The sequence below is a fragment of the Halalkalibacter alkaliphilus genome (genome assembly GCF_023555415.1).
Lineage (GTDB): Bacteria > Bacillota > Bacilli > Bacillales > Bacillaceae_D > Halalkalibacter > Halalkalibacter alkaliphilus.
On the sequence record NZ_JAKRYL010000021.1, the window covers coordinates 57,374 to 79,985 of the forward strand.

Sequence of the window (22,612 nt, forward strand, 5' to 3'; positions counted from 1 at the left end):
TCGAATGAAACTAGACCTCTTCCGGTATTATTAGCCTTTTTTCACTTTCTTTTTACAGCTACATATCCTGTCTCTTCGATAAGACGTTGCCCTTGTTCCGATAAAATCCACTCAAGTAAGACATCAACATTCGGATTGTCACTTCCTGCTGTAATCGCATAAAATTCTGAAGCGAAAGGATAAGAATCACTGCGGATCGTTTCTTTATCTGGATACACGCCTTCTATTTTGAGGTGGCGGATTTCTCCGTTTTTCACCATTTCATTAGAAAAGAACCTAAACGTATATCCTATTGCATTTTTGTAATTTTTGTAGCTAGAAACTTCTTCAAATACGCCTCCCATACCTGATACGACATCTTCAGTTGGAGGATCTGCAATCGGGACATCCCCCATTATTTTCTCTAATGCCGTTTGACTTCCACTGTCAGCTGGACGTTGAAAGGCACGGATGGAATCATTTGCTCCTCCGACTTCACTCCAGTTTGTTATTTCTCCTGAATAAATACCTTGTATTTGTTCAACCGAAAGCCCTGTTACAAGATTGTTTTCATTTACAAAAAAGACAAACGCCTCTTGACCAATTGGAGTCATCTCAAGTTCGACCCCACGCTTTTTCGCTTGCTCCAATTGGCGTTTTGATGGAGCAGCAACAAAGATCATATCCACTTTTCCGTTTAATAAGTTTTGAAATGCCTCCCCTGTCTGGTTTGACATCACTTCACTTTGATGAACATTATATTCTTTTTCTGGATAAGTCGCTCTCGCAAAGGCAGAATAGACTGGATACAAAGCTGTAGCTCCATCGAGAATCGGGAGATCCCCTTCTAGTTTTACATTTGCAGGTTCGTCTAAAGCAACAACATTTGTATCATCATGAAATGGTTGATACCCATATAAATTATAATCTTGATCACTTACCGTCACGATACTTCGTTGATAACTTTCAAAAATCTCATACACGGCAATAGAAATGAGACACAACGCAAGAAAACTCATTACCGTTATCTTCAACGTCTTTGGTTTTAGCAGTCGGAAGATGACAATAACCGTAATCATCATTAAACTGACCGATACAACGACAATCAGTGGTGTATAAAAGGTTATCCCACCCATAAGCAAACTAATGACAGCCCCTACATAGCCGATAACACCTAGAATAACGACCATAATCAATGCGAGGATAAAATTGAGAACTAGGTTGGATTTCATTAAAAAACTCCTTTTCAAACAATATGTTATGAATCTACTCTCACTTTACCATAATCATACAATTTAATAGCTTTCTTTTACGATAAAAAGGGTCAACCTCAGTTAGAAGTTGACCCTTTTTATATTATGCATTTGCACTCACTTTTTTTAAGACCATCACTGTTACAATCAGCAATGCAAAAGCAACTACTAAACTCAGTACTACGCTTGTCGTAAATCCTAATACTAGATAAGAGATTACTGTAATTCCAGCTGCAATGAGTGCATATGGAAGCTGGGTAACAACGTGATCAATATGATGACTTCCTGCTCCTGTTGAAGAAAGAATCGTCGTATCTGAAATCGGAGAACAATGATCACCAAAGATCGATCCAGCTAGAACCGCTGCCATCATCGGTAAGATCAATGTAAGATCAATGACCGCTGCCATCTCACCAGCAATTGGAAGTAGTAAGCCAAATGTACCCCATGATGTACCTGTAGAAAATGCTGCAAAACCAGCAATAACAAACAAAATGACTGGTAAGAACATTGGAGGAAGGTTTGACTGTTCAACAAGTGACGCTAAATACGTTCCTGTCCCTAGATCACCGATAATTGAAATAAGTGTCCATGCAAAGAACAAAATATAAATGGCTGGCAGCATTGACTTCATCCCAATAACTAACGAAGCTCCAAGTCCAGTACCTGATTTCGGCTTAAACACGTTCAAAATGAGGGCAATGGCTAAGCCGAACAAACCACCATATACAAGGGCTGACGCCACATCTGTGTTTTCAAAAATCGTCAAAATTGTTACATCGCCTTCTGTCCCTTCAATACCTGTTGTCACCATAAAAAATATTGTACCAGCAATTAACGCAATGATCGGCCATACTAAGTCGCCAACCTTGCCTTTTTCACTTGCTGCAATATCATCTTGAGCACCAGGAATCGGGCCAAGGTTTGCATTAAACAATTCACCTGATTTCTTCGCACGTTCTTCATGAGCCTTCATCGCACCAAAATCAAGATTGAACCATGCTACAGCTAATACAAGCCCAATTGCTACTAATGCATAAATGTTCATAGGGACCATTAATAAAAATGCTTGCAATGCTTCATATTGAGTAACAGAATGCGTTGCAAAAATCCCTGCAATAATCGCTATAATATAAGCTCCCCAACTTGAAATTGGCGCAATTACACACATTGGAGCTGCCGTTGAATCGACCAAATACGCTAGCTTTGCACGAGAAATACGGTGTCGATCGGTTAACGGACGACTTACATTTCCGACTGTCAAACTGTTAAAATAGTCATCAATGAAAATAATAAGACCTAAAACAACCGTTAATAATTGTGCACCAACACGCGTTTTCACACGCTTCATTGCCCACTCACCAAACGCCCGACTTCCACCTGAACGGGTAATAAGTGCAGCCATCATGCCTAGTAATAATAAGAAAAGAACGATAAAGAATTCCCACGTATTTATAGCAAACCCTTCATCAATAATGGCACGAGTCACCGTACTAAATGTAATGTGTTCCACATCAAAATCAAAAATGATCCCCATCACAATGCCATAAATATTCGCAGTTGCTGCAAGTGGATTAAAATTATTAACCATTAAAGCCCCAACAATAGCACCTGTACCAAGTGATAATAGCACTCTTCTAGTAAGAATAACCATCACAAGAGCTAATATTGGAGGGACTAAAGATAAAATAGATGATTCCATAATGATACCTCCTAAAAATGTATGGTAGTTACATAGATGAAGGACTAACTGCAATAGAAATATACAACTATGAGTGCTCCACTCTAACAACTGATATTTTGTGGAGCAAAGAGACATAACGAAAGATCCTTATTTGTTCCGTTACTAGTCCCTTTTCCATAGAAAAAAGCGATAGTGGATAACCCACTATCGCCTAACATCCGCGCGTGAATCCCCATAATCATGGTAGTCCTCCATAACTTGTCTGCTCCAAGTTATGACAGCTCTGCACTTATTCAATACAGATCCAGCAAAAGCAGCCTGACCTCTACTTCCACTTCGGCGACGGCCCCTTTCCCTTTCCCTCAACGTTGTCATCCTTAGAAAAGATACTCTTAGCAATCGCGCCTCTACCTCATCGTAACAATGAGGCACCTCTATTTAATTACCAATTATGGATATTATCATGTTTCTTCTTTATTAGCAATGTTAAATTCAACCACTAGCTCTTCTTTCTCTCATACGTACGAAACTCATGACGATAACGATTTTTCTCGTCAACAATCCCTTCTTCGACAGAAACGATTTCCCACTCATTCTCATCAATTTCTGGGAAAAATGTGTCGCCTTCAAAGGTCTCATCAATGTATGTGACATACAATCTATCAACATGATCCCAAAAAAGCATGAACACTTCTGTTCCACCTATGACAAAACATTCTTCATCTTGCTTTGCTATATTTAATACTTCTTCAATCGAGTGTACAACTTCACAGCCTTCTGCTTCATATTGTCTATCTCTTGTTAACACAACATTTCTTCGCTTTGGCAATGGTCTGCCAATCGACTCATACGTTTTTCTTCCCATCACAATCGTATGGCCTGTCGTAACTCTTTTAAAATACGCCAAGTCTGCTGGGAGGTGCCATGGCAATTGATTTTCTTTTCCTATTACCCGTTCTTGATCCATTGCAACAACAAATGAAATCATATGTACTATCCCCTTTTCTAACCTTCTTTTTGTTTTATCGTATCATAATTTAGCCGCGCAACAATATTATTGCCCTAATAGACAGTAACTTGCTCCATTCCACGCAGACCATCACATCTCGCCATAAACTGTTCTTCTGTATTTTATTATGTTAACGGATTAAAGCTTTTTACCTATTTTCCATAACTTTTCCTTTATTTAGGTTGACAATTACAGACAAAAGAATTTATAATTATAAATGTAAACGCTTTCAGTTTTTTTACTTCGGTATACTTTGCAAAAGGGGAGTGTTCGTATTGTCCTTGAAAACATTGTCTCAATTCGATAAGGAAAAAATTATCGATACCCTTTTAGAAAATCAATTTTTCAAAATGCCTGATGGCCGTCAATTATATGAAGCAACAGAAGAAGAGTTAAGATTACTTATATGCTCTGAACTTGAACAAGGTAATCACCATATATTTTTCTAACTAAAATTATTGCCTGTATCATTTAGATACAGGCTTTCGTGGGGCTATCTCAAAAGGTCAAAAACTTTTTGAGTCACCCCTTTTCTTTACTTATTTATATCCATCAGGATTGCTATCTTGCCATCTCCACGAATCGGCACACATTTCTTCAATCCCTTTTTCTGCGCTCCAGCCTAACTCTTCTTTTGCCTTAGATGGATCTGCATAACAAATCCCTACATCACCAGGTCTACGCTCAACAATTGAATATGGCACCTCACGATTGGAAGCTTTTTTAAATGCTTCCACCATCTCAATAACACTGTAGCCATTTCCAGTTCCAAGATTATAGGCCTGTGCTCCTGTTGTTGTCACTATCTTTTCAAGAGCTTTTAAGTGACCTTTGGCAAGATCCACGACATGAATATAGTCTCTGACTCCTGTTCCGTCTACCGTTGGATAGTCGTCCCCAAATACTTTTAATTCCTTTAACTTTCCAACAGCTACTTGGGTAATAAACGGCATCAAGTTGTTCGGAATTCCGTTAGGGTCTTCTCCAATTCTACCGCTATGATGGGCACCGATCGGATTAAAGTAACGAAGCAATGCTATGCTCCACTCTTTGTCTGATACGTATAAGTCTCGTAAAATTTCCTCAATCATAAGCTTTGTACGTCCATATGGATTGGTAGCACTTAGCGGGAAATCCTCTAAAATTGGTACACGATCTGGCATTCCGTACACCGTTGCCGATGAGCTAAAGACGATGTTCTTCACGCCGTAGGCTTGCATCAGTTCACAAAGAACCAACGTTCCTGTAATGTTTGTATGATAATAGTGAAGCGGAATTTCAACAGACTCCCCCACTGCCTTTAATCCTGCAAAATGGATAACCGCTTTAATGTTATGTTCAGCAAATACTTTCTCTAAAGCTTGCTTGTCCAATAGATCTACCTCATAAAACAGAAAATCCTTCCCGCTTAGTTCTTTGATACGATCAATCGATTCATATTTGCTATTTGAAAGATTGTCAACGACGACAATTTCATACCCCGCCTCTAACAGCTCTACACACGTATGGCTCCCAATATAGCCCGCCCCGCCTGTTACCAATATCACAAAACTCACTCCATTCATAAAGTCCCGAAAAAAGAGTTCAAAAACATTTCCCTCCTCATTCTCTTGGTAATATCTTACCATATTGATAAACACTTTAATAGAAAGAGAGCACTGAAAAAGGTGTGGTTTTCAAGGCCACTGAAAAAGGTACGGTTTTGACCTTTTTCAGTGGCTTTAAGCAATGAGCGGAACCGTTGCTTTGTCTTAAAGCCTGCTATGAGTGAGTTTCTCATAGCAGGCGCACAACGTGTGGAGCCATTGCTGCTTCCTCAATTTAGCTACAGAGACTTTTTCAGTTCTCTCTATAGAAACCATTTCACCCATCCAAAAATCGATAGCCAAAGTGGAATACTTAATGCAATTCCCCAAAATAAACCGACAAATACATCTCCATCATACTGTTCCATCGAATCAACCTCCTCGTTATATTAGTCTTGGCACCTTACCGATGTTTCAAACGAGGAACTATTGCCATATGAAAATAAGTTTGAAAAGCAGCCATGATGACTAAACTGCTAGTAATTGAACTGAAAAAGGTCGCCCTTTCCTTTTTCAGTTCAATCTATGCAATGTGCAGAGCCGTTGCCTTTATTAAGCCTTTTATGAGAGGGGTTCTCATAGAAGGCGCGCAACGTGCGGAGCCATTGCTACTTAATCAACTGAAAAAGGTCGCCCTTTCCTTTTTCAGTTCAATCTATAACAAGGAGGTGTGTCTACTTGGCTTTATGGTTGTTCATAACTTGGATCATTCTCTTAGCTATATTGCTTTTTACACAAAGCGCTAGTGATTTTCTTCGTCATGGGCATCTTCAGTTTGCTTTTACTAATGCCCCCCAATTTTCAGGCTTTTTCCATATGTATTCGTTTGTTGATGCAAGTTTCTACTTTTCTATACAAAAACTTGGCCATTTTATTGCTTTTTTTATTTTGGCATTTTTAAGTACAACTGTTTTTCGAACAATCGTAGGCGCTCTATTCTTTTGCTTCTTTCTCGCATTTTCAACAGAACTTATCCAGCCATTTTTTAATCGAGACGGAAGATTGCTAGATATATTGATTAATGTGTCCGGTACCATGAGTTACTTATTCCTGTATGCCCTCTTTCATAAACGTAAACCGATAAACTTGCCCGAAGTTCAATCTAGTTAGGAGGATATTATGATCAGAGCAGTTATTTTTGGAGTGTTTTTCGTTTTTCTTTGTGTTGCTATTCCTGGTTTTTTGGGGTTTTACCAAAGTTCTAATCAAACACCCGAGCAACTAACTGAACCACAAAGTGAACAGCAGATTGAAGAGGAAATCGAGACAAAGTCCAAACAATACGACTTCAATGAACAAAGTAAGAATGATGAAGTAGAGGACCAACAACTAGAAGGAGATGACTCTAGTGACGAGCTCGTTTTTTCTAATAGAGATGAGGCTATTGAAGCCGTGTTGGAACGATTTTCACTGACCGAATTAATTAGTATTTTTACAAGTGTTCGTAATGGTGTTGATGAACAAAAGCGGGATGAATTGGTTGCGAAACTACAGGAGCAATTTACAGATGAAGAAATTGAGGCGTTAAAAGTAATTGGTTTTGCCGAGTTAGAAAAAGTTCTTCAATAAGCATTTACATATGCCCAAAACGCCTAGAGCTTCATTCACTACTAGGCGTTTTTCTTGTAATCAAATGAACGTTTTATACACTTTGTTCCTTCCGTAGTCGAGTGAGTGGCGGTTGCTTTGTTTTCATCTTTTTCGTGAAGTAGCTATGCATAAACATCCCGATTACAATAAGACTCATTCCAATCATTGCCATTCCATTTGGTAAAGGGGTCGATAGCAACGCAATCTCTCCCATTAACACAAAAAGAACTTGAGTTGATTGGGTTGCTTCAACTGCGGCAAGCTTCTTCTGGTTTCCTCTTACCCGGTCCGTAGCAATAAAAAACAAAGTCGTTGCAATGACTCCTGAACTTATAGCAACAATAAAAGATTGGAGAATTTGATCTGATGAAGGAGCTCCAACTTGGATAAAAGCAACTAGACTGAGAACAAGCCAAAAAGGAATCGTAACTAACGTCATTCCAAAAACCCGTTGAAATGTATCAAGTCGCCCACCACAGACCTCCATCATTTTTCGATTTCCTAGTGGGTATGCGACAGCTGCAAACATAACGGGCAGAACACCGATCATCGCCGTTTGCATCGATACACCATTTGCATTCTGCAGTTGCATGAGAGCGACACCAAATAGAATCATTAGAGAAATACAAAACGCACCGAAAGGAATTTTTTGACGGACTTTTTGAATTCCTTTATTTGTCTGAACCGACTCCAAAAAAAGTGGAGCCAATAATGTTCCTGCAACGATAACTAATTGCCACGTTCCAGCTACAAGCCAACCAGGTCCATAGGCAGCTGCAAACGTAATCGGAGCATAAAATAAGACAAACCCAACAAAACTCCAGGCAAACCAAGGAATAGGCTGCTTCTTAATTTCAACTATTATTTGTTTGACATTATTTCGAAACAAGACAATTAGAAATAAAAAAGGAAGCATAAAAAGAAACCGTAATGATGAACTCCACATCCAACTTCCTCCCGCTAGTTCCATCGAGCGGTTCAGAATAAACGTAACCGCAAAAAACATCGCAGCAAATAACCCTAGTGTAATTTCCTTCATATTCTCACCTTCCAGAAGAAGCAATGGGTATAGTATAATATACTAACAAATAACTATAATATACTCCTAATTTTGGAAAAGATCCACTTATATATTATGTAAAAAACCTAAGCAAGGGAGGAATTTATTTGGAGCGCTCATATCAAACAGACGCAGAAAGATTGGCCATACAAGTGGGATTGACTTTAAGAAAAATAAGGCAGCAGCGTGGATTAAGCTTGCAGCAACTAGCTGATCTTACAACTGTCAGCAAACTTACATTAGGGAATATTGAGCGCGGTGAAGCAAACCCATCACTCTCAGTCATTTGGAAAATTGCCAATGGTCTTGAGATCCCAATATCACTTTTGCTAAATGAAGACAGCGACATTAAAATTTCACGTAAACATAAAGGAAACAAAGTAGTAAGCGCCAATGAAGCATGTACGTTAGAACCAATGTTTGACGTTTCAACATTTGGATCAAGTGAAATTCACAGAGCATTCCTCAAACCAAGAAGCGAATACAATCCAGGCGCCCACCAATTAGGTGTAGTCGAGTATGTTACCGTTATGTCTGGGGAACTATTGATTCAAATAGATGGTGAGTCGTTTCATATGTATGAATATGACTCCATTACATTCAATGGAGATAAGGAGCATACATATATAAACCCAACTGATCGTACGACTGTCCTACACTTCGTAATGACATATTCGAAGTCATAGCGGGTAAGCAAATAAAAAAACGCTAGGATAACCTAGTCGTTTGGTGGGTGGTGGACTCTTACAAGCAAAAGAGTCCTCCTCTCTTATATATGTTTTGGCATCTGTTGTTCACAAATGTTAATCATCTCTTCAAGCACATCGCTTTTGCTTAACTCTGTCCAAGGAATCTCGATACCTTTTCCAGGGGCTAAAGCTCTTCCTCTATATTGTTGGTCCTCACTCATCGCAATGTATATATCCCAACTCCAAGACTTTAAATTGTCTTTAATTGAGTCTCCTTTTTGTTTAATCTCCACTAAATAATGATTTTTTACTGTAAATTCTTTATGGTTGTCCATCTGATCTGCACTCCTCTCTTTAAGTAACTAAATTCGCCATACTTTCTTATTTCCCTATAAGAATCGTCCTACAATTACCGACATAATTCTTTTATTCCCACTATCTTAAAATACTAATTGGCATTATTCGACACGTTCTATGGAATAAAATAACTTATTTCCACGAATGATATTAAAAAGAACATGAGTTGACCTCAATTATTACCGCGCAAACGAATATGAAGATAATCTTCCTTGAGGTCTTAAAAAAGGAGGACTGAATGAAAAAAATTCCAGTTGGCAGCTATTTTTATTTTGTTGCCGCACTACTATGGCTTTTCTTAGCCTTTACTGATTTCGGAACTTGGTCTATGAGAGTCTATATTGCCTTATTTTTTCTCTTTTTAGTGATTGGCATTATTAATTGGCGGATGACGGATCGGGCGAATAAAGATTAGAACGATCTGAAGCTGGTTGTTTTATTATTATTTCCATCAAAAATAAACTAGTTAAGGAAGCCACTGAAAAGGTACAAATCAACCTTTTTCAGTGCCCTCTATTAAGTAGCAATGGCTCCGCATGCTGCGCGCCTGCTATGAGAAACCCACTCATAGCAGGCTTTTCAAAAAAAGGCAGCAGCTTTGCACATTGCTTCGAGGGCACTGAAAAGGTACAAATCAACCTTTTTCAGTGCCCTCTAGTTAAAAAGAGGTGTTGTATGAATCACGATGTAGATTACGATCGAGATGGTGACAGAGAGGATGCCCTATCCGTTACATCTGTCATGCAAGCGTTACAGTCAAGTCTTGAGCAGGAGGAAGAAATGATGAGAAATTATTTAATCCTTGCTGAGCGAATTCACGATAATGATGTGCTAAAGACAAGGTTAGAAAACTTTGCAGAAGGAAATGCGAAGCGTTCGAGACAGTTAATTGATGAACTTTCACTAAACGAGTAACTCTTTAGCCTTACTAACCACGAAACTCGGCCATTCATGGTCGAGTTTTGTGTTAATACATCCCCTTCCAATTTCATTGTATTTTTTTCCCACTTACACAAACAATAATAAAATAAACTCGCATTGAAAGAGGAAGGAATTATGTTAAAAAAATTCCAAATAACGAGAAAAATTCACTCGTTAAAAAATAAAGCAAATAATCATAAGGAAAGTCAGTCTACCAACACTCTTCACCCAAACACCGAAAAAAATTTAAGTCTATTAAAAAACTCTTTAGGATCAAGTTCCGATTTACGCTATCGAGAATTTCAAGTGTCTGATCAGCATTCCATTCGTATATTAATTTGTTATGTTGATGGATTAGTTAACGAAGATTTTATTAACCAGTACTTAGTTAAACCATTAATGGAGTCTGATGATACTACCAGTCACCCCCAAAAGGAAGACTTTTATAAGTTTGTTAAAAAAAGAATTTTAAGTACCTCTAGTTTGAAAGAAAGCAATCTCATCGATGATGTTGTCGATGGTGTTTTAACTGGGGAAACTGCGATCTTTATTAATGGCTATGATTCTGCTTTGCTTATTGGAACACAAGGCTTTGATGCTAGAAATGTTGAAGAACCAGATACTGAATCTAGTGTCCGCGGGTCACGTGAAGGTTTTAATGAAGTATTAAAAGTAAATACTTCATTAATTCGTAGAAAAATCACTAATCCTAATTTAATCTTTGAAGATATGAAGCTTGGGAAACAAACCAAAACGAAAATTCGAATTGGTTATATAAAAGGGATAGCTGATACAAAAATTGTTGATGAAGTTAGAAATCGTCTTGAGCGAATTGATACGGATGCAATTTTAGAATCAGGCTATATCGAACAATTTATTGAAGATCATCCTTATTCTATCTTTCCGACCGTAGCAAATAGCGAAAAACCTGATAAAGTTGCAGCAAAAATGTTAGAAGGACGAGTGGCAATTTTTTGTGATGGGACCCCTTTTGTGTTAACCGTCCCTCATTTGTTTATTGAAACACTGCAAGTCGGAGAGGATTATTATTCACGGCCGTATCTAGCGTCCATTATGAGGTTATTACGTGTATTAGCTTTACTATTAACGATTGCAACACCTGCTTTATTTGTTGCGATTGCCACTTATCATCAAGAGATGGTTCCCTCTCTTCTACTAGTAACCATGGCCGCTGCGGAAGAAAAAGTTCCCTTTCCTATCTTTATCGAAGCCTTTATGATGATTATCGTTTTTGAGTTACTGAAAGAAGCCGGTGTTCGAATGCCTCGTCCTGTCGGCTCCGCTATTAGTATTGTCGGGGCTTTAGTTATTGGTGAAGCAGCCGTTCAAGCAGGGATTGTTAGTGCACCGATGGTCATTGTTATTGCCCTTACAGCTATTGCCGGTTTTGTTGTCACTGCTTTAAACGATGCCGTTGTGTTATCAAGGTTTTTTCTTCTATTTTCGGCTGCCTCATTTGGTTTTTATGGTATTTTAATGGCAACTCTTGTCATACTTGGTCATATGTGCTCACTGCGTTCCTTTGGTTCACCTTACCTAGCACCTGTAGCACCGATTATCGTAAGCGAATGGAAAGATGCTCTCATTCGCTTGCCATTATGGGCTCAAAAATCAAGACCTCAATCTGTGACTTGGATGAAATCGAAAAGAGAAAAAAGTCTAAAGAATCAACCAAACCATCCTCAAATTCAAAAAGGAGAATGATAAAGTTGGGTAAAGCTTTTGTTCTCACCTTACTTGCTGCTATCGTTTTTATATCTGGCTGCTGGGATCGTCAGGAGTTAACAGAGATTGGATTTGTAGCAGCAATGGCTATTGATAAAGATCCCGAAACAGGTCTTTATGACCTTACATCCCAATATTTACGACCAGCAGCAGAAAGTACACTGACACCAACACCAGACAGACCCTATTTATTGGTTTCCACGACTGGTCAAACGATCTATGAAATGATGAGAAAAGCAAACCAAACGGTCGATCGGCAAGGCTTCTATGCCCATAATAAAGTCATCATTATACATGAAGATGTGGCCAAAGAAGGGATCACTCCTATTTTTGATTCGTTTGAAAGGGAAAAAGACATCAGAGGGCATGTTTGGGTTTGCATTGCTAAAGATACTTCCGCGAAAAGTTTATTAGACATTAAGGCCAACAATATTTCACGAATTCCTGCAGATTATTTAGAGGGATTACTAGATCAGAGTGAATTAAGTGCAGCTTCTATTAATGTACTTAACTTCTTTAAACAAACATTAGGAAAAGACCGAGATCCTGTAGCAGGAGTACTCTTACTCGAAGAAGCAGAACATGAACCTTTTGTACGAATTAAGCTTTCAGGTGGTGCTGTCTTTACTGACGATAAATTACAAGGATTTTTAGATGACATAGAAACAAGAGGATATCATTGGATTACAGCAAAAGAGCTTAATCAAATGGCAACGCTCGCTATCCCTTCTATCATAGAAAAAGACAAAATGGTTACTTTGCTCATTCAAGAATTAGAGGCACAAATTATTCCAAAGGTAAACGAAGGGGATCAAATTTCCTTCGTGATCGAAGTCCAGTCAAAAGGGCGATTGGCTGAATTGCAAGCAACAAATGGTGTAGACGATCGAAAAGCAATTCTTGATTACTTAGCAGATATAGAAAAAGAGGCAGAAAAGAAAATAGAAGAAGAAATAAAATTGGTCGTAGATAAAGCCCAACAAGATTTCAAAGCAGATATATTTGGATTCGGAAGAGAGTTAAATAAAGACTACCCTGAAGCATGGAATAAAGTTGAAGAAAACTGGAATGAGGTATTTGCTCAAGTACCATATACAGTACAAGTTGATGTGACAATTAGAAACTCAGGGTTAATCCAAGGTACCATTGAAGCTGAAGAATAAACCTTTAGCTTCAATGGTATTTTCGTCTAAAAAGGCGAAAAATCCCATGATAAAATATGATGATTACTAATATAGATGCATATAGACTTCCACCTACAAGCAGGATAGCCGAAAGGAAATCTTCTTTCAACAAGTTCATAATGTAGTTCATAATGGAGGGCATAAAAAGTCTCCTTTCTAATTTGAAGATCCTTGTTCCTTTTTTATAAACATAATAAACAGTAACAAAATAGGCAGAAAAGCAAAAATTAAAATTGAGTAGATTCCAGGTTCTCCACCTATCAGTCTTTGATCTGAAAAGCCTGGAAAACGGTAAACAGCGAACAGCGGAAAAATGAGACCAACAATGGTAAGAAGTCGTTTTGGGCTTTTTCCTTTATAAGCCCATGTCATCGTTAAACAAAAGGCCCAAAAATGCAATGCCGTTTTATAAAATCCACCAATAAACATTATAAAGACAGCTACACTATCTAAATTTGTAATAATATCAGCGATGTTTATGACTAGTATTACTTCTAATAAAGGAATTTCAGCTTTGCCAGCTAGCTCTGGTCCTAAAACAACTACCATAACGATCAATGATATAGTCAACAAAAAGGCTGAGAGACCTACTGCTAAAAAAGCCGTTAAACGTATTGATTGCTGTTTCGCAGCATAGTGCCAAAACATAAGGAACACGACCATTTCTCCAAAGGGAAACGCAACGACATGATGTAACTCAGCTATAACGGGCTCAATACCATCAGCTAAAACAGGCTGAAGTTCAATGATTTCAAACTCTCCTGATAGTACAGTAAACGTATAAATCAATAAAAGAAACAGAATAGCATACGGTGTTAGAATTTCTGCTGTTCTTCCAAGTACCTCAAACCCTAAATGTAAAATGTAAATCAAAACGAGCATAAATAAGTACAGGAGGACAATAAGAGGTGTCTCAGGTAAAGTAGTCAATTTAATCATGGCTCCAAATTCAAAGAAATTATGACTTGCTTGACTAAAGAAATAAAGGCCATATAGGAGAAGTAACGGTGTTGCCAGCTTTTTTCCTAATAAGTCCTCTAAAATTTCTGAGAAATTTTGATCTGGATATCGATTAGGGAACTCGGTGTAAACCCACAAAAGAATGAGTCCAATTAACGTAGCGAGTAGTATGACAATCCACGCATCTTGTTTCGCACCAATTCCTAAAGCAAACAACGTCGTACTGCCAACTTCAAATATTAAAATAAGGATAAACAGCTGTATATTTGAGATATAAATCATACTAATAGGTCTCCTAATATTTTCAAAGAAATACGTTCCTATAATTCGCAGATCTCAGTCATTTTTGGGTCCGTTCTTTTAGAAAAATGATCGTTAGAAGCAACACAGGAAGAAATGCAAAACAAAATATTATATATTGATTTTCTACTCCTATCCACCTTTGATCTGCTAGTGTTGGAAAACGAATATGAGAGACAATGGGTAGAAGAAGCCCAAAAATAGAGACTACCCATTTCGTTTTTGCACGTTTAACTAGCCATGATAACAATAAAACAAATCCCCAAAAGTGCAATGCTGTTTTATAAAACCCCCCAATAAACATTATGAACACTGCAAAACTATCTAAATTAATAATGATGTCAGCTATATTTATTGCTAATATTGTTTCAAGTAAAGGGATTTCTGCTTTCGCCGTCAAGTCAGGTCCTAAAACGGAAATCATCGTAATTAATGAGAGTAGTAACATTACGATAGAAAGCCCGACAGCCAACAATGCTGCTTTTCGAATTTTATGTTGGTTTTCGATATAATGCCAAAACATAAGAAACAAAATTAATTCACCAAAAGGAAATCCAATCTGGTTCACAGCCTCTTCTAGAACAGGCTGAATTCCTGTCCCTAAAACAGGTTGAAGCGCTGTAAAATCGAATTCACCTGAAAATAACGTAAAGATATAGATTGAGATTAAAAATATAATGACGTATGGAGTCAATATTTCCGCCGTTCTAGCTAATACTTCAAATCCTAAGCTCAGGATATAAATCATAACAAATGCAAATATAAATAAAACCACAATAAGCGGCGTTTGCTGCAAAGTAGTCAATTTAATAAGTGCACCGAATTCGAAAAAATTATAGGTTGCCTGACTATAAAAATAGACACAATATAGCAATAGTAAAGGACTTGTAAGTTTCTTTCCTAAGACATCTTGCAGGATTTCAGAAAAGTTTTGATTTGGATACATTTTAGCAATTTGTGTATACATAAATATAAGAAAGATACCAAACATTCCTATTAGTAACACAACGATCCATGCATCTTTCCCTGCCCCGATCCCAATTGCAAAAAGGGTAGTACTACCTATTTCAAATATTAAAATGAGGATAAATAATTGTATATTTGAAATCCGAGTCATATATATTCTCCTTAAGAATGATCAAGTACCTTCTTTCTTTTGTAACGCATGCATGACCGTAATAACACTTTACCCTCTCAAGTGCATACATCTCCCAGCTTCACCATAAGAAGAACTATTTATAACAAACGATAGTAAAAAAGAACTAGCCCCCGAGTAAACCGTATACGGATACTCGGGGGCTAAGACAGTTCCTGTAAATTTAGACAGCAACTGGTGCTTTAATTGCTCCATGTGGATGATAGCCAACCAGTTCGATATCTTCTATGTCAAATTCAAAGATGCTTTCTTTCGAGGCATTGAGTTTTATTGTAGGCAATTCACGCGGTTCACGTTCTAGCTGCGTCTTAATTTGCTCCACATGATTAGAATAAATGTGAACATCTGCTCCTGTGTAAATAAGCTCCCCTACTCCTAGTCCACATTCATGTGCAATCAAATGAGTGAGTAACGCATAAGAAGCAATATTAAATGGCAGGCCCAAAAACACATCGTTTGAGCGCATGTTAAACATACAGCTTAGTTTTCCATCTACAACATAAAATTGAAATGCGTAATGGCACGGTGGGAGTTGCTGGTTTTCTAACTCAGATGCACTCCAAGCATTACAGAGCAACCTACGTGAATCAGGGTTACGTTTGATTTCATTAATAATATATTGAATCTGATCGTATGTTTTCCCGTCCGCTCCTTCCCAGCTTCGCCACTGCTTGCCATATACATTCCCTAAATCACCAAAACGCGAGGCAAATTCATCATCGTTTAACACCTTGTCTTGATAGATACTTAATTGATCTTGATAGACCTTCTTAAATTCCTCATCTTGCTGACTACGAAGCCCAAAATTTGTCATATCTGGTCCCTTGTAGTCATCTGATTCAACCCATTTTTGAAATCCCCACTCATCCCAAATATGATTGTTATGTTCAAGAAGATAACGGACATTTGTATCTCCTTTTAAAAACCATAACAATTCACTAACAATCAGCTTAAACGGTACACGCTTTGTTGTCAGAAGTGGAAATCCTTCCTCTAAATTGAACCGCATTTGATGACCAAAAATTGAGATTGTTCCCGTTCCTGTTCTGTCTTCTTTTTTTGTTCCATTTTCTAAAATGTATTTGCAAAGATCTAAATATGTTTTATCTGCTTGGTTCATTATTTGTTCCCTCATTTCTGATGAATACCTTTGTCTATTTTAACAGATAAGTTCCTTATTAGCTAAAAAAGACCTACCTCCCAATAAAGAGAGCTAGGCCGTGTATTCCTTTAAACTAATCTGAAAATCTTCTTACGCTGTTGCTGTTTGTCCTTCTTTATCAGCCTTCTTCTTACGCATATATTGGATAGCGATTAGTAAAGCTAATAGCACAATTCCTATCGTATCTGTTATCCATGATCCATGGATAAAGACGAGTGCTGTCCCTAAGGCAAGAATTCGCTCATAGAAACGCAGCTTCACAAGGAAGAAATTTTGAATAAACACAACAAACGCAATGATCCCTAGTAATGCTGTAAAAATATTTTGTGCAATAACTGGCCAAGAATATAGACCCGCATTCTCAGGCAATAAGAGAATAACCGTGTTCGTCGCAAATACAAACGGCAGCAGCAATGCACCTGAATCAAACTTAAAGCCTTGGACACCGGTTCGAATTGGCTCTGAGTTTGCAATCCCAGATACCGCATATGCTGGTAAGTTGATCGGTGGTGTATCATCCGCTAAAATTCCGTAGTATAAAACAAATAAGTGAGCTGCCATAATAGGTACACCCATTTGAACAAGTGCTGGTGCAACCATTGCTGCAAGGATTACGTATGTTGCAGTTGTCGGTAAACCCAGTCCTAAAATTAAGCAAGCCACAAGTGTAAAGGCTAAGGCTAGATACAGACTATCCCCTGCAAAACCGACGATAATAATCGGTAATTTTGCTGATAAACCTGTTAGGTTAATGACTCCAATTAAAATCCCTGCTGTCGCACACGCTACGACAACTGTAAGAGAATTACGCGCAGCCATTTCAAAGCCTGCTAATAACTCGCGAACTCCAAAACGAACAGGAGCAGCATCTACTTTGAAGCTTTTTTGTAACAAGACGACGAAAAGGGCAATAAAGATTCCAATCGTTACCATTACCGCAATTTCAATGTTCCAATCTAAAACAAAATGCATCGCATATGCTAACCCTGCAAGAATAACGGCAATGACAATACCTGGTCCAATTTTTTCACGGAAACGATGCGTAAATACTGCAAGAGTAAGCAAAATGACAATGGAGAAGAAAGCAGCATTCGGAACTGTATTTCCTCGTACTAAGAAGTAAACGAGGACAATTACCGGTAATATTAAATACCCGTGTTGGATCATCGTTTTTCTAGCAGATACAAGCATTTCTTTCGGTAACCCTTTGATATTATGTTTGGACGCTTCGATATGAACCATAAATAGGATGGCAATATAACTAAGAATGGCTGGAATTGCCGCAGATCGAATAATTTCTGCATACGTGTAAGGTGTATACTCAATCATTAAGAAGGCTGCAGCACCCATGATTGGCGGAAGCAATTGACCACTTGAAGAAGCTGCTACTTCAATTCCTCCCGCTGTTTGCGGCCGGAATCCTACTTTTTTCATTAACGGGATTGTAAACGTCCCTGTTGTTACTGCGTTCGCTACTGAACTACCGGAAATAGATCCAAGCATACCAGATGATACAACGGCAGCTTTGGCAGGTCCCCCTTTGTACTTTCCGAACGCCCGCAGTGCAAGATCAATGAACATTTTCCCAGCACCAGTTGCTTCTAGTATCGCTCCAAATAAAATGAAAATGAAGACATATACGGCGGAGACCGATAAAGGTGTACTAAAGATTCCTGAAGTTGTATAAGTCATTTCATAAATAAAGTTCTCAAAATTTGCTCTCGTATGTCTAAACGGTGGATTTAAGTGATGTCCTAAAAAGAAATAGGCAATAAAAATACCTGCAATAATTACGAGTGGTTTTCCTACGACTCGTCTAGTTGCTTCGAGAACAAGAAGTAACAAAGCGATCCCAACAAACTTATCCATGTCCGTCATTCGACCAGTTAAAATCGAATTGGACGTTTGATTAGCATAGAGATAATACCCGACAAACAGGGCGATGAGTGCAATAATAAAATCATACCAAACAATCTTTGTCTGTCCTAAGCCCCTTTTTATCGGAAAAATAAGATAGACAAGTACAAGTCCAAAAGTAAGATGGATAATCATATGAGAACGTGTACCGACTCCCGGCATTAACCCAAATCCTGCTGTATAAAGATGATAGACTGACATGATAATAGCTAGCGCTAAAATTAATAAAGCCATCCAGCCTCTTACTGAGCGGTCACTACCAGCAAGTTCATTTACTTTCTTTTCAACTTCTGGATCAGCCTGATAACTAATCTCTTCTTTCTTTGACATAATTTCAACTCCTTTACAACAATATAAAAGCCCCGAATTTACTCATGATGTACCACTTGAATACGAATTCTCTCCCCACTTAATTCACCTGATAGATCAATGGATTCTTCTCCGAAATAAAAGCTATGGGGATACAAATGTGATGGAAGAATATTGAGGTATTCAAGTTCGCGATGATCTTGAATGACAAAAAAACCATCTACGATCTCAAAGTGATCCTTTGTTTCATAAGGCAAGCCTGCACCAAAGGATTTCGTCCAACTTTCTGTAGCAATCATTCTAAACTCCTCGTCTACTGTAAAATACTCTCTAACAGGCGACAACTCTACAGAGTGTAGATATTCATGATAAAACGTATCATGAGGTTGGATCTTTTCTTCCCAAAAAACTGTATCATTATAAGGTAGGTAAATTTGCAATAGATATTCCTGTTTCCCACTTGGTGAAAATTTCAGTAAAACAAAAATGATTAGAAGGAACAAAAAGGCAGTGCTAAATAGCAATGCCTTTCTGCTCAATTTATTATTTCTATTGCTCATCGAAGTAACGTTGTGCACCTGGATGAATATCGATAGGCATACCGTCTTGTGCAGTATCTAATGTGATGTTAGTACCTTGTTGGTGAGCGTTACTGAATTGCTCTGTATTTTCAAACATAGCTTTCGTAATTTCATAAACAAGGTCCTCATCCATATCAGTAGATACAACTAACATTGCAAGTACTGCAGCAGTAGTTGTGTCGCCGTCTGTACCGTAAGTGTCAGCAGATACTGTATGCTCAGTATAGTAAGGGTACTCAGCAGCTAACTCAGCAATTTTCTCAGAGCTAATAGATACTAGATTGATATCCTTCGTAGCTTTAAGAGCTTCTACTGCGCCAGTTGGTAAACCAGCAGTGATGAAAGCAGCATCTATGTTACCATCTTGGATGCTTCCAGCTGCATCACCAAAGCTCATGTATTCTTCAGAGATATCATCATATGTGATTCCATGAATTTCAAGAATTTGACGAGCGTTAGCTTCTGCACCAGAACCTAAGTCCCCAACTGCAATACGCTTGCCCACTAAATCTTCTACTGTTTCAATTCCGCTATCAGCAGCTGTAACGATTTGAATGACTTCAGGATAAAGTGTTGCAATTCCTTGGAATCCTTCTAATGCACCGTCATCTTCAAACATTTGAATCCCTTGGCTTGCATAGTAAGCAATGTCATTTTGAACTAATGCAAGGTCAGCGTCTCCGTCTACAATTCCGTTAATGTTGACTACTGAAGCCCCAGACGAGAATGAAGCTGCATCAACGTTTTCAATGTTTGCATTAATAATATTGTTTGCTAGAGCAGCACCTAGTGGGAAGTATGTACCTTGCTCTCCACCAGTCATAATTGTAATATCAGTAAATCCACCAGCTTCTGCTTCACCAGCATCTTCTGTTTCACCTGCATCCGCTCCGCCTTCTGCTTCTGGCTCAGCTTCATCAGCACCACCACATGCAGCTAGGACTAACATAAGAGCTAGCATCATTAAGAAACTTAACTTTTTCATGTAAATTTCCCCCTTATTTCTTTAGTTTAATAGTTTTACAAATAAAGGAATATATTTGCAAAACTATACATTGTTTATTGTATAGCCAAGTCTTGAAATTTACAACTTATTACCCTATTTTTAACACATATTTTCATGTGACATTATCTGCACAAGTCCGGGAAATAATTTCCGGGGGTCAGACCCCTCTTTAACTCTGCACTACAGTAAAGAGGTCCGTTAGGTGGGTTTCTGCATATATTGTATGGGATGAAGTAAATACGTAATAGGAAGGATTGGATTTAGTGTTTTATTATCACTACAGGATGCCTTGGCCACCTTACTGTTACCGTCAACAAGAGTCTCCCTTCCCACCTGTTGATATAAGTTTCTTCAAACAATCATTGACTGCTTATCAGACACTGTTAGAGCATGGATCAATTGTCATTAATAGTCTTGTTACTTCCGAGGAGAAAATGACTCAATTAATGGACGCTGCCCAAGCAAGTGATGATGCTACTGTAGATAAAATTATAAGAGAGACGGGTGTACCCACCATCGTTGAAACGTCTTATAACCCTACTGGTGTCACCTTTACGCTTCGTACAGAGGCAGGAGGAACTCCATGCTGTACCTTAACCATGTATATTAGGTGGGGATTCTAACTAAAAAAGCGATTCGCCTCGGCGAATCGCTTTTTTAGTTATTTCCTATTATTTAATCTTAAGTTGACGTAGCAGCAGCTAATGTTGCTTCCGTTTCTACTATTGTTATATTATACCGTTCCATTAAATCAATGTCGTACGGTTCAGTAAGTTCAATACCATTCTCTTTTATAATACGGACGACAGGATGCGTACTTAACTGCTTGTTTTGCTTCACTACAATCCCTACTCTTTCATCACTAAGAGTAACGGTTAACCCAACAGGATACACCGCAACCGTCCTCCTAAATGCTTTAACAAGGTCCTGATCAAATTGTTTCCCAACACCTGAGTATAAAAGTTCTAACGCCTCATGTGGGAGCATTGGTTTGCGATAGACTCGATTTGAAGTGACCGCATCAAACACATCTGCAATGGTAATCATTTTCGCATAGAGATGAATATCATTAGACTTTAAGCCTCTAGGGTAGCCTGTGCCATCTAAACGTTCATGGTGTTGAAGAGCACAATGAGCAGACAGTAAAGAAATATTGGGGGCTTTTCGTAGAATCTCAAAACCAGCCATTGAGTGACTTTGGATAACTTTAAATTCCTCATCGGTCAATTTTCCTGGTTTATTTAAAATATCAACAGGTATGGTCATTTTTCCAATATCATGAAGCAAGGAACCCATACCAATTTCCATCAATTTTTTGTCACTGAAACCTAGGTCTACTGCAAGTCCTAATGTATAAATACTAACATTCAATGAATGAGTAAAAATGTAGCTATCATAGACAAACATATCTGAAAGCAATGTTAGAGCATTTTCATTATTTTTAATATCTGTTAAAATGGCACGAACAATTTTCGCAAAATCTTTATTGAAATGATCAATATTAAAGGATTTTTTCAACTTCAAATGATTAGCAATGCCTTTAAACTCAGATTTAATTGTTCTAATTGCTTTTCGTTTCGTCTCAAGCGACACGCCTGTTTCAATCTCTATTCCATGCGTTCGCTCATCATAAATATAAATAAAAGAAATGCCTAGTTCATATAGACGAGTAAGTGAGCGTTCTGTTAGTTCAACTCCCTCATATAGAAGGATTTGTCCATTATCGTTATAGATGGACTTAGCAAGCTTAGCCCCTGCTGTAACTGATCTAATTGCAACTAACCTCATGTTCATCTCCTTCTAGTGAACGTTCAAAGAAATAGTAATTATTTAATAGATTCTAGATGAACTCGTACTCACTTGAACATCTCTATTTATTTAACTTTCTAACCTCAGTTTACAACATACATGTCAGCCTGCAAGTAAATTCCTTCCATTTTAGAGTGTTATACAATGAAATCTAAAGGAAATTGTCGAAAATGATCAGTAACGAACGAAAAGATTATGAAATTTTCTCCATATAAAATAGCTGCTAAGATCATTTCTCAGCAGCGGTCTGTTTCCTCAAGACGGAAAGATCCACCTTGTTTCATTCGTTTGTGCGAACATAATTGCGATGGCTTCTCTCGCCGTGCGCCTTTTAAGAAGAACGCTTAAAAGGCT

22 protein-coding genes and 1 riboswitch are annotated in these 22,612 nt (G+C 38.0%); of the genes, 9 read left to right on the forward strand and 13 right to left on the reverse strand.

What is annotated here, in order from left to right; translation table 11 throughout:
* Positions 1 to 41: 41 nt before the first annotated feature.
* The 3 genes from MF646_RS17655 to MF646_RS17665 all read right to left on the reverse strand — a co-directional run bounded on the left by MF646_RS17655 (position 42) and on the right by MF646_RS17665 (position 3,904).
* Positions 42 to 1,211 (reverse strand): PstS family phosphate ABC transporter substrate-binding protein, encoded by a 1,170-nt coding sequence (locus MF646_RS17655; protein ID WP_250097834.1) that lies wholly within the window; start codon positions 1,209 to 1,211, stop codon positions 42 to 44.
* A gap of 124 nt (positions 1,212 to 1,335) precedes the next feature.
* Complete coding sequence (locus MF646_RS17660; protein ID WP_250097835.1) at positions 1,336 to 2,934, reverse strand: Na+/H+ antiporter NhaC family protein; 1,599 nt, start codon at positions 2,932 to 2,934, stop codon at positions 1,336 to 1,338.
* A gap of 218 nt (positions 2,935 to 3,152) precedes the next feature.
* Positions 3,153 to 3,334: riboswitch (Lysine riboswitch) on the reverse strand.
* Positions 3,335 to 3,415: 81 nt separating this feature from the next.
* Positions 3,416 to 3,904, reverse strand: coding sequence for a dihydrofolate reductase (locus MF646_RS17665; RefSeq protein WP_250097836.1), 489 nt, complete (start codon positions 3,902 to 3,904; stop codon positions 3,416 to 3,418).
* Positions 3,905 to 4,200: 296 nt separating this feature from the next.
* Here MF646_RS17665 and fbpA point away from each other — a divergent pair, with 296 nt between their 5' ends.
* Complete coding sequence (fbpA, locus tag MF646_RS17670; protein ID WP_250097837.1) at positions 4,201 to 4,374, forward strand: Fur-regulated basic protein FbpA; 174 nt, start codon at positions 4,201 to 4,203, stop codon at positions 4,372 to 4,374.
* A gap of 90 nt (positions 4,375 to 4,464) precedes the next feature.
* Here fbpA and galE read toward each other — a convergent pair whose 3' ends face one another.
* Positions 4,465 to 5,490, reverse strand: a complete 1,026-nt coding sequence (gene galE / locus MF646_RS17675) for a UDP-glucose 4-epimerase GalE (RefSeq protein WP_420842538.1) — start codon at positions 5,488 to 5,490, stop codon at positions 4,465 to 4,467.
* A 699-nt stretch (positions 5,491 to 6,189) separates the two neighbouring features.
* Here galE and MF646_RS17680 point away from each other — a divergent pair.
* Both MF646_RS17680 and MF646_RS17685 read left to right on the forward strand, forming a co-directional pair.
* A complete protein-coding gene (locus MF646_RS17680; protein WP_250097839.1) occupies positions 6,190 to 6,621 on the forward strand; it encodes a VanZ family protein in 432 nt (143 codons plus the stop codon).
* Positions 6,622 to 6,630: 9 nt separating this feature from the next.
* Positions 6,631 to 7,080, forward strand: coding sequence for a hypothetical protein (locus MF646_RS17685; RefSeq protein ID WP_250097840.1), 450 nt, complete (start codon positions 6,631 to 6,633; stop codon positions 7,078 to 7,080).
* A gap of 73 nt (positions 7,081 to 7,153) precedes the next feature.
* Here MF646_RS17685 and MF646_RS17690 read toward each other — a convergent pair whose 3' ends face one another.
* Positions 7,154 to 8,140, reverse strand: coding sequence for a DMT family transporter (locus tag MF646_RS17690; RefSeq protein WP_250097841.1), 987 nt, complete (start codon positions 8,138 to 8,140; stop codon positions 7,154 to 7,156).
* A 128-nt stretch (positions 8,141 to 8,268) separates the two neighbouring features.
* Here MF646_RS17690 and MF646_RS17695 point away from each other — a divergent pair, with 128 nt between their 5' ends.
* A complete protein-coding gene (locus tag MF646_RS17695; RefSeq protein ID WP_250097842.1) occupies positions 8,269 to 8,847 on the forward strand; it encodes a helix-turn-helix domain-containing protein in 579 nt (192 codons plus the stop codon).
* Between the two features lie 83 nt (positions 8,848 to 8,930).
* Here MF646_RS17695 and MF646_RS17700 read toward each other — a convergent pair whose 3' ends face one another.
* Positions 8,931 to 9,185 carry a hypothetical protein gene (locus MF646_RS17700; protein WP_250097843.1) on the reverse strand — a complete coding sequence of 85 codons (255 nt, stop codon included), beginning with the start codon at positions 9,183 to 9,185 and terminating at the stop codon, positions 8,931 to 8,933.
* 260 nt (positions 9,186 to 9,445) lie between these two features.
* Between MF646_RS17700 and MF646_RS17705 the strand changes: the two genes are divergently transcribed.
* The 4 genes from MF646_RS17705 (at position 9,446) to MF646_RS17720 (ending at position 13,037) form a co-directional block, all read left to right on the forward strand.
* A complete protein-coding gene (locus tag MF646_RS17705; RefSeq protein ID WP_250097844.1) occupies positions 9,446 to 9,622 on the forward strand; it encodes a hypothetical protein in 177 nt (58 codons plus the stop codon).
* Positions 9,623 to 9,882: 260 nt separating this feature from the next.
* On the forward strand, positions 9,883 to 10,122 hold the full coding sequence (locus MF646_RS17710; RefSeq protein ID WP_250097845.1) for a hypothetical protein: 240 nt from the start codon (positions 9,883 to 9,885) through the stop codon (positions 10,120 to 10,122).
* A gap of 141 nt (positions 10,123 to 10,263) precedes the next feature.
* Positions 10,264 to 11,853 (forward strand): spore germination protein, encoded by a 1,590-nt coding sequence (locus MF646_RS17715; RefSeq protein WP_250097846.1) that lies wholly within the window; start codon positions 10,264 to 10,266, stop codon positions 11,851 to 11,853.
* Positions 11,854 to 11,858: 5 nt separating this feature from the next.
* Entirely contained in the window at positions 11,859 to 13,037 is a 1,179-nt protein-coding gene (locus MF646_RS17720) for a Ger(x)C family spore germination protein (RefSeq protein WP_250097847.1), read from the forward strand.
* A gap of 177 nt (positions 13,038 to 13,214) precedes the next feature.
* Here the strand turns inward: MF646_RS17720 and MF646_RS17725 are convergent, their stop codons facing one another.
* From MF646_RS17725 to MF646_RS17750, 6 genes are all read right to left on the reverse strand, one after another.
* Positions 13,215 to 14,300: a GerAB/ArcD/ProY family transporter gene (locus MF646_RS17725; protein WP_250097848.1), complete on the reverse strand. Its 1,086-nt coding sequence runs from the start codon at positions 14,298 to 14,300 to the stop codon at positions 13,215 to 13,217.
* Between the two features lie 58 nt (positions 14,301 to 14,358).
* Positions 14,359 to 15,435 carry a GerAB/ArcD/ProY family transporter gene (locus MF646_RS17730; RefSeq protein WP_250097849.1) on the reverse strand — a complete coding sequence of 359 codons (1,077 nt, stop codon included), beginning with the start codon at positions 15,433 to 15,435 and terminating at the stop codon, positions 14,359 to 14,361.
* A 202-nt stretch (positions 15,436 to 15,637) separates the two neighbouring features.
* Positions 15,638 to 16,594 carry a thymidylate synthase gene (locus tag MF646_RS17735; RefSeq protein WP_250097850.1) on the reverse strand — a complete coding sequence of 319 codons (957 nt, stop codon included), beginning with the start codon at positions 16,592 to 16,594 and terminating at the stop codon, positions 15,638 to 15,640.
* Between the two features lie 132 nt (positions 16,595 to 16,726).
* Entirely contained in the window at positions 16,727 to 18,883 is a 2,157-nt protein-coding gene (locus MF646_RS17740) for a TRAP transporter permease (protein WP_250097851.1), read from the reverse strand.
* Between the two features lie 38 nt (positions 18,884 to 18,921).
* Entirely contained in the window at positions 18,922 to 19,302 is a 381-nt protein-coding gene (locus tag MF646_RS17745; RefSeq protein ID WP_250097852.1) for a DUF1850 domain-containing protein, read from the reverse strand.
* Between the two features lie 109 nt (positions 19,303 to 19,411).
* On the reverse strand, positions 19,412 to 20,428 hold the full coding sequence (locus MF646_RS17750) for a TAXI family TRAP transporter solute-binding subunit (RefSeq protein WP_250097853.1): 1,017 nt from the start codon (positions 20,426 to 20,428) through the stop codon (positions 19,412 to 19,414).
* A 284-nt stretch (positions 20,429 to 20,712) separates the two neighbouring features.
* On the opposite strand from MF646_RS17750, the gene MF646_RS17755 reads away from it, so the two are divergent.
* A complete protein-coding gene (locus MF646_RS17755) occupies positions 20,713 to 21,072 on the forward strand; it encodes a YuzC family spore coat inner layer protein (protein WP_250097854.1) in 360 nt (119 codons plus the stop codon).
* A gap of 58 nt (positions 21,073 to 21,130) precedes the next feature.
* On the opposite strand, the gene MF646_RS17760 is transcribed toward MF646_RS17755, so the two are convergent.
* Positions 21,131 to 22,237, reverse strand: coding sequence for an HD-GYP domain-containing protein (locus tag MF646_RS17760; protein ID WP_250097855.1), 1,107 nt, complete (start codon positions 22,235 to 22,237; stop codon positions 21,131 to 21,133).
* Between the last annotated feature and the right edge of the window lie 375 nt (positions 22,238 to 22,612).

Bases quoted from the DNA above. Each gene is read 5' to 3' on its own strand.
- MF646_RS17705 (WP_250097844.1), top strand. From the start codon at position 9,446: ATGAAAAAAATTCCAGTTGGCAGCTATTTTTATTTTGTTGCCGCACTA.
- MF646_RS17710 (WP_250097845.1), top strand. From the start codon at position 9,883: ATGAATCACGATGTAGATTACGATCGAGATGGTGACAGAGAGGATGCC.
- MF646_RS17660 (WP_250097835.1), bottom strand. From the start codon at position 2,934: ATGGAATCATCTATTTTATCTTTAGTCCCTCCAATATTAGCTCTTGTG.
- MF646_RS17725 (WP_250097848.1), bottom strand. From the start codon at position 14,300: ATGATTTATATCTCAAATATACAGCTGTTTATCCTTATTTTAATATTT.
- MF646_RS17690 (WP_250097841.1), bottom strand. From the start codon at position 8,140: ATGAAGGAAATTACACTAGGGTTATTTGCTGCGATGTTTTTTGCGGTT.
- MF646_RS17715 (WP_250097846.1), top strand. From the start codon at position 10,264: ATGTTAAAAAAATTCCAAATAACGAGAAAAATTCACTCGTTAAAAAAT.
- MF646_RS17685 (WP_250097840.1), top strand. From the start codon at position 6,631: ATGATCAGAGCAGTTATTTTTGGAGTGTTTTTCGTTTTTCTTTGTGTT.
- MF646_RS17700 (WP_250097843.1), bottom strand. From the start codon at position 9,185: ATGGACAACCATAAAGAATTTACAGTAAAAAATCATTATTTAGTGGAG.
- MF646_RS17665 (WP_250097836.1), bottom strand. From the start codon at position 3,904: ATGATTTCATTTGTTGTTGCAATGGATCAAGAACGGGTAATAGGAAAA.
- MF646_RS17760 (WP_250097855.1), bottom strand. From the start codon at position 22,237: ATGAGGTTAGTTGCAATTAGATCAGTTACAGCAGGGGCTAAGCTTGCT.
- MF646_RS17735 (WP_250097850.1), bottom strand. From the start codon at position 16,594: ATGAACCAAGCAGATAAAACATATTTAGATCTTTGCAAATACATTTTA.
- galE (WP_420842538.1), bottom strand. From the start codon at position 5,490: ATGAATGGAGTGAGTTTTGTGATATTGGTAACAGGCGGGGCGGGCTAT.
- MF646_RS17655 (WP_250097834.1), bottom strand. From the start codon at position 1,211: ATGAAATCCAACCTAGTTCTCAATTTTATCCTCGCATTGATTATGGTC.
- MF646_RS17740 (WP_250097851.1), bottom strand. From the start codon at position 18,883: ATGTCAAAGAAAGAAGAGATTAGTTATCAGGCTGATCCAGAAGTTGAA.
- MF646_RS17730 (WP_250097849.1), bottom strand. From the start codon at position 15,435: ATGACTCGGATTTCAAATATACAATTATTTATCCTCATTTTAATATTT.
- MF646_RS17750 (WP_250097853.1), bottom strand. From the start codon at position 20,428: ATGAAAAAGTTAAGTTTCTTAATGATGCTAGCTCTTATGTTAGTCCTA.